General features: G+C 54.5%; 8 protein-coding genes. 2 read left to right on the top strand and 6 right to left on the bottom strand.

Annotation, left to right across the window (positions count from 1 at the left end):
• Positions 1-66 precede the first annotated feature (66 nt).
• Entirely contained in the window at positions 67-975 is a 909-nt protein-coding gene (locus ABID13_RS28435; protein WP_118020222.1) for a 4Fe-4S binding protein, read from the bottom strand.
• A gap of 25 nt (positions 976-1000) precedes the next feature.
• Positions 1001-1153: a CD1871A family CXXC motif-containing protein gene (locus tag ABID13_RS28430; protein ID WP_252208481.1), complete on the bottom strand. Its 153-nt coding sequence runs from the start codon at positions 1151-1153 to the stop codon at positions 1001-1003.
• Between the two features lie 142 nt (positions 1154-1295).
• Here ABID13_RS28430 and ABID13_RS28425 point away from each other — a divergent pair, with 142 nt between their 5' ends.
• Together ABID13_RS28425 and ABID13_RS28420 are read left to right on the top strand one after the other, a co-directional pair.
• Entirely contained in the window at positions 1296-1973 is a 678-nt protein-coding gene (locus tag ABID13_RS28425) for a response regulator transcription factor (RefSeq protein ID WP_045091629.1), read from the top strand.
• Complete coding sequence (locus tag ABID13_RS28420; protein WP_045091628.1) at positions 1970-3121, top strand: sensor histidine kinase; 1152 nt, start codon at positions 1970-1972, stop codon at positions 3119-3121. The genes ABID13_RS28425 and ABID13_RS28420 overlap by 4 nt, the downstream gene beginning before the upstream one ends.
• Positions 3122-3128: 7 nt before the next feature.
• Here the strand turns inward: ABID13_RS28420 and ABID13_RS28415 are convergent, their stop codons facing one another.
• The 4 genes from ABID13_RS28415 to ABID13_RS28400 form a co-directional block, all read right to left on the bottom strand.
• Positions 3129-3404 (bottom strand): hypothetical protein, encoded by a 276-nt coding sequence (locus ABID13_RS28415; RefSeq protein ID WP_045091627.1) that lies wholly within the window; start codon positions 3402-3404, stop codon positions 3129-3131.
• A 177-nt stretch (positions 3405-3581) separates the two neighbouring features.
• Complete coding sequence (locus ABID13_RS28410) at positions 3582-4811, bottom strand: plasmid recombination protein (protein WP_045091626.1); 1230 nt, start codon at positions 4809-4811, stop codon at positions 3582-3584.
• A 361-nt stretch (positions 4812-5172) separates the two neighbouring features.
• The gene (locus tag ABID13_RS28405; RefSeq protein WP_045091625.1) at positions 5173-5427 is read right to left on the bottom strand and encodes a hypothetical protein; all 255 of its coding nucleotides are present in this window, start codon (positions 5425-5427) and stop codon (positions 5173-5175) included.
• A 98-nt stretch (positions 5428-5525) separates the two neighbouring features.
• The gene (locus ABID13_RS28400) at positions 5526-6431 is read right to left on the bottom strand and encodes an AAA family ATPase (protein WP_330376853.1); all 906 of its coding nucleotides are present in this window, start codon (positions 6429-6431) and stop codon (positions 5526-5528) included.
• Between the last annotated feature and the right edge of the window lie 110 nt (positions 6432-6541).

The following is a 6541-nucleotide window of genomic DNA, read 5'->3' as shown; positions in this document are numbered from 1 at the left end:
ATCCTGGCGGTCTTATTTTGATACCCACTTTTCAACCTGTATAAATTTTTCAATGTTCTTTAAAATTTAGCTTGACTTTTTATTTGCAGGCTTGTTATTGTTATTTGTCTGCAGCGTTTCCGCTGCTTTTGCCTTATCTTTACCGTCTCCAAAGCCGTAGCGGAAACACACGGCGTTTGTGGGACAGGCGCGTATGCACATCCCACAGCGGATGCACTCGGTGTGGTTGGGCGTCTTTGTCACATCCACATCCATCTTGCAGGCTCTGGCGCATTTCCCGCAGGAGACACATTTGTTTTTGTCCACCTTCATCTGGAAGAGGGACGCCTTATTCAGCAGGGCGCAGAACGCGCCCAGCGGGCAGAGCCACTTACAAAAGGGTCGGTAAAACAGCACGCTCAGCACGATCACCGCCAGCAAGATGCCGAATTTCCATGTAAACAGGCTCCCCAGCGCCGCCCGGATGCCTGAATTGGCAAGGGACAGCGGGATGGCCCCCTCCAGCACGCCCTGTGGGCAGAGATATTTACAGAAGAACGGGTCACCCATGCCTACATCGTTCACAAGGAACGCCGGCAGCAAGAAGACCATCACCAACAGAATGGCGTACTTGAGGTATCGCAGCGGCTTCAGCCTCTTTGTGGAAAGCTTCTTCGTGGGGATTTTGTGCAGCAGCTCCTGAAACCAGCCAAAGGGGCACAGAAAACCGCAGATGAAGCGTCCCAACAGGACTCCCAGCAAAATGAGGAAACCTGTGATATAATAGGAGAAGCTGAACTTTGACGAGCCCACCACCGCCTGAAATGCACCGATAGGACAGGCGCCGGAGGCTGCCGGGCAGGAATAGCAGTTCAGTCCCGGCACGCAGACGGTCTTTCCCGCACCCTGATACAGTCCGCCCTTGAGGAAGTTGGGCAGGTGCAAATTGGTAAGTAAAGCTGCCCCCGCCTGTATCCATCCTCGGAAGCGGGACATGGTCTGTGAAACGCCTGAAAAATTCTTACCCAATACCCACACACTCCAGACACAATTTAATGGCCTTGCTCAGTACCGTCAACGCCTCGCCTCGCCAGACGCCGAAGCACAGCATGACGACTCCCACTATCAGCAGCACGGCCTGCGCTGTTGACTTTTTCACATGGCTCAATTCCATCACCCCTTCATTTTTTCTGCCATCATCATAGCGCGGGAGAGTTAAAGTCCTTGTTAAGAACGAAAATTTAACGTAAACCTTATCTGTTTTTGCTATAATTAAGAACAACGTGAAAATGAAGAAATAAAAAAGGAGGGTTCTTATGCACCTTTTGGTCATAGAAGACGAGTGCGCTCTGTGCGAGACCATCGTCCGCAGTCTGCGGCGGCTGGCCTACAGCGTGGACTACTGCTACGATGGAGAAAAAGCACTGGAGCTGATCGCCGTTGAGAAATACGATCTCATCCTGCTGGATCTGAACCTGCCGGGGAAGGACGGCATGACGGTGCTGCGTACCCTGCGGCAGACCGACCGTGAGACGCGGGTGCTGATCCTCTCCGCCCGCAGCGAGGTGGAGGACAAGGTGGAGGGACTGGACGCGGGAGCCAACGACTATCTGGCCAAGCCCTTCCACTTAGCTGAATTGGAGGCCCGCATCCGCAGTCTGACCCTGCGGCAGTTCACCCAGCAGGATGTGATATTGACCTGCGGGGCACTGACCTTTGACACCCGCTCCCGCTCTGCCGCCGTTGGCGGACAGCCCCTGACGCTCACCCGCAAGGAGACGGGGATATTGGAATATTTAATGGTACATCAGGGGCGGCCGGTGAGTCAGGAGGAGCTGATGGATCACGTCTGGGACAACAGCGTGGACAGCTTCAGCAACTCCATCCGGGTGCATATCTCCGCCCTGCGCAAAAAGCTGCGCGCCGCGCAGGGCTACGATCCCATCCGCAACCGCATCGGCGAAGGCTATCTGATGGGAGGCGATGAGGCGTGAGAAAGATTTCCCTACAGTGGCGCATCACGCTGATGACTGTTCTGCTTATCGGCGTCACCTGCGTGGCTATGAATCTGTTGCTCTGTTCATCCGGTGTGTACTATATGGACAAAATTGCGGACGCTTTGCAGGGCAGCGGCAATGTGATCCTGAATGAGGAAGGCACGGCGAGCTTCGACCCGCAGCTCATAGCACACAACGAGGAGCTGACCATCATCGTTGTTGGGGCGCAAGGGCGCTTCCGTACCACCAACTGGTACATCACGGCTGCGGTAACACTGCTCAGCGGCATTCTTGCCTACTTCGTCAGTGGACGCGCTCTCAAGTCCCTGCGCAGCTTTGCTTCGCAGGTGGAAAAGGTGCAGATGAACAATCTGGCGGATATGAGGATCGATGAGGACGCGCTGCCGGAGTTCCGGCGGCTCAGCCGCTCCTTCAACCAGATGCTGGAGCGGCTGAACAACGCCTTTGCCGCCCAACGGCAGTTCACCGGCAACGCCGCCCACGAGCTGCGCACGCCGCTGGCGCTGATGCAGGCGCGGCTGGAGCTGTTTTCCGCGGAGCATCCCGATGTGCGGCCAGAGACGGCGGAGTTTCTCACCCTTCTGCGGGAGCAGACGGAGCGGCTGACCCAAATGACCAGAACGCTGCTGGAAATGAGCAATCTGCGGCAGGTGGCGCGGAACGAGCAAATCCAGCTCGCCCCCATGATCGAGGAGATCTTCACGGACCTCGCCCCGCTGGCGGAGAAAAACGGCATCACGCTGGAGGCGGAGGGTGACGGCATTATGACTGGCAGCGATACACTGATCTACCGGCTGATCTTCAACCTGACGGAGAATGCTGTCAAGTACAACTGGCCGGGCGGCTCGGTACGGGTTTCTGTCACTCAGGAGCTGGAAAAGCTCCTGCTCCGCGTCTCCGACACCGGCTGCGGCATCCCGGAGGTGTATCAGCGCAGTATCTTCCAGCCCTTCTTCCGGGTGGACAAGTCTCGCAGCCGGGAATACGGTGGCGCAGGACTGGGGCTCTCACTGGTATGGGAGATCGCCGACCTCCACGGCGGCTCCGTTTGGGTAGAGAAAAGTTCGGAGAAGGGCACTACCATTGCGGTGGGGTTGCCAACGCAACAATCAACGAAGCCCTAAAACCCTTTTATTCGTTTTTCGCTGCTTCGCTTGCCGCCCTGCGGCGTTCTGCGCTGTATGGGGCAGTCAGCCGAAAGGAGAACCGCCCCTTGCGTATTTCAAACTCCATGCAGCCCGTATCCGGGTCTGCGTTGGTCTGGCGGCACTCGCCGGGGTGAACTGCGGCGTAGGCGGTCAGCCTGTTCTTGAGGTCGGTGTTGTGTGTGCGGATATAGATCAGCGGCTCTTTCTCGTCAAACCATATATCGGTGGTTTTTTCCTGCTTGGTAAGCCCTGTTCTCATGCAAGCTCCTTTCTGCGCCTCTGTTACGCAATAGGGGTGTTTTTCGGGTGTTTTCTCCGGCTCTTGACTTGGGGAAAACGGAGATTTTCAGACAGGAGCACGCCGGACAAGGCCCGGTTCGTCCGACGCGCTCCTGTTGGCTATTTTCGTATTTTTACGGCTCTACACCGTAGTTGCTCACAGTTCCATGTCACACTTCTTGCAGCGCGGCATATCACGGTTTCTGGACTGCTCCGGCTTCTCTGGCTCGGTGTGGAGCATGAATTGTATGAACTCCTTGACCTTGCGGGGCGCTCGTTTGAGTGCCTCCATGAAATCCTTTGTCTGCTCTTGCAGCTTTTCATATTTGCGTTTCCATACGCTGACATCGCGCTTGAGCGTTTCCACTTTATTCTTCAAATCTCCGATCAGCCCGCGAGAAGCGATGCCCTCCTTGGCAAGCTCCTTGAGAAACTGCGCGTCCTGCGGCGTCATGGAGATGTTGCCGGAGATGGTCTTTTTCCCAATGCTGTCGATCTCGTGGAAGGAAGCTGCCGCTCCCTTCTGCTCCCTGATCTTCTCATTGTACTTTTCCATCGTTTGCTTCTTCTTATCAATCTTATCCTCGATCGATTCCAGCCGCGCCTGCTCCTGCTGCACTTTGAACTGCGTCACGGTCAGGTGATCCTCGGAGCTGCCGCGTTCGCCTCGCTCCACATCGTCATACCCTGCCTTTCGCATGGTGGCGAAGAAATCATCTTGCAGAACGGAATAGGATTTTCGGAGCACGGTTTTCCCGTTTGCGTTCAGCAGCGGTTTCCCATGCTCGTCCAGTGCGGGCTTGGAATCCCACTTTTTGCTCATACTGACCTGCTGTATCGTTTCCTTGACCGTCCCCACCAGCGATTTATCCTTGCAGCGTTTCGTCCATAGAATCTGTTTTTCCACAACGGGGATATAGACCACATGAAGGTGATAGTGGTACACGTCCTGCCCCAGCGCATCGGACATGGCGCGGTTGCGCTCGTTGGCGTGCATGACCGCAGACAGAATATATTGCTCGCCGCCTACAATTTCTATTGCAGCTTTGTAGGCATCGGTGTAAAATTGTTTTGCAAAGTCATATCCGCCGTGGTTGTGAAAGTAGGCGGTGTTTACGTCAAAAATCAGTTCGCCGTAGAGAAAGGCGTCCTCTTTCAGTCCACGGGTGGAGATGATCCCGTCCTTTTTCATCTGCTCAAACATCTCCGCATATCCAGCGGTCGGTTTCTTGAAATGAACATTGAGCCGTGTTCTCTCCGGGACAATATCCTGATTGACATAGGATTCTTTTTCCCGTTCGTTGTGCTGCTGCGCATTGCCGATTCTGGCAGCCGTCAGCCTCATATTTCTTGCGTTGGTACGGTGAATACCATCGCCTCTTGCCATAGGCAGTTTACCTCCTGATTTCAGATTGTGCAGGACGGGGCAGCTTTCGGGGAGGCACTTCTGCGGAAGTGTAATAAACCCACTATGATACTTTCATCCTGCGGCTGCAAAGTATCGTGGGCTCTCCGAGGGGGTATGCGGCTTCTGCGGAAGCCTCTGCCGGTTTTGCAGTCTGCAGTGTGGATACAAACCGCAAAAACCGGCGTGGTCAGCAGCTTATTTGCAGACAACCTCTGCGCATAATTTTCTGCCCACGTCCATCTCAAACTCTGCGGATTTTTCGATGGGGACGGGAAACGCGAGGAGACAGCAGCCAATGCATTGCCTTGTCTGCCAGCCACAGGAGCGTGGCACGCTCCTGTCACAGCTCCCAAGGAGGAACAGTCCAGCGATAGCTCTGCGGAACGCCGCGCCGGTCAAGGTATTCCTGCCGCGCCTGCCCCCGTTCTTCCTCGGTAGGGGCAGTCTTATAGCTGGAATAGAGCTGTCGGTTCAGTATGGCATCGAGCTTCTGTTCCAAGCCCTGACAGATTTCTTCTTCGTAGTCATCCTCACCCCGCAGGTGATATATGGCGAGGTCGAGAAACAGGTCATAGGGAATTTGTACAGTTTTCATTCTGTTTCGCTCCTTTCCGCGATGGTCGCAACGATAGCGATGGTTGCTCTGATGGCATCATTTTCACCGTTGCAACCGTTGCAGCCATCGCGCCGTCCTCAGTCGATTACTTCGTACTCTACATTGTCGATTACCATATAGGTGAGTTTCACCTGCCGCCCGGAGTGTTTTGCTCTGTTCTCGTACTTCACATGATACTCGTCCAGTAGCCTGCCGGATTTAACGTTCAGGTATTTGGTGAGAGCGTTTGCCGCCATGCCTGTATTGACCGTCTCCGCAAGCTCGGTCGGGCTGCCTGTCCATTCTCTGCTTTCGGAGGAAACAAGCTGGGAAACCGTATCCAATACCGGGTCGGGCGGCTCCTGATACGGCTCGTTCTCTGTCCGTTCAAGGCTCCATATCTGCGTGTCGGCATCTTTTTTCAGATATAGAATCTGATCCTGTTGATCTCGCCCCACAGCATCGACCGTGGCCTCCAATGCTGTCCGTTTCTTCTTCTGCATCAGGAGTGCTCCGTCTGCACAACCGAGAAGTCCTGTTGTGCCGGAGATCGTTTCAAAGCTGTCCCCGGCTGGCTGCTTTCTTGTGTGATGGACGGTAACGATGCAAATGCTGTGTCTGTCCGCAAAACGCTTGAGCTTTCCGATGATCTCATAGTCGCTGGCGTAGCTGTAAGCCTCGCCGCCAGCTTCTCTGATCTTCTGCATGGTGTCAATGATAACCAGCTTCGTGTCGGGATGTTCCTTTATGAAATTCTCAAGCTGCTCGTCAAGACCGTTTCCGATTTTGTTTGCTGCCGTTGCAAAATGCAGGCTGGCGGTATCCGCCACGCCGTACATCATAAACATTCGGCTCTGGATTCTCTGGAAATCATCCTCCAGTGCAAGGTACAGAACCGTACCCTGATGGACTTCATAACCCCACAGCCTTTGCCCTGTGCTGACATGGTAGGCAAGCTGCGCTACCAGAAATGATTTTCCGATTTTGGGCGCTCCTGCGAGGATATATGCCCCGGAGTAGGGGGTATCGGTTAATACCGACTTTTAACCCCTAACATGATAGAAAGAGACAATCCCAGAGAATTCGGGCCTTTTCTAAGGCAAAATTCTCTACG

Origin of the sequence: Enterocloster citroniae (assembly GCF_040545455.1) — a bacterium.
Classification (GTDB): domain Bacteria; phylum Bacillota; class Clostridia; order Lachnospirales; family Lachnospiraceae; genus Enterocloster; species Enterocloster citroniae.
The sequence above is the reverse complement of the archived record's forward strand: the minus strand, read 5'-3'. Positions and strand labels throughout refer to the sequence as shown.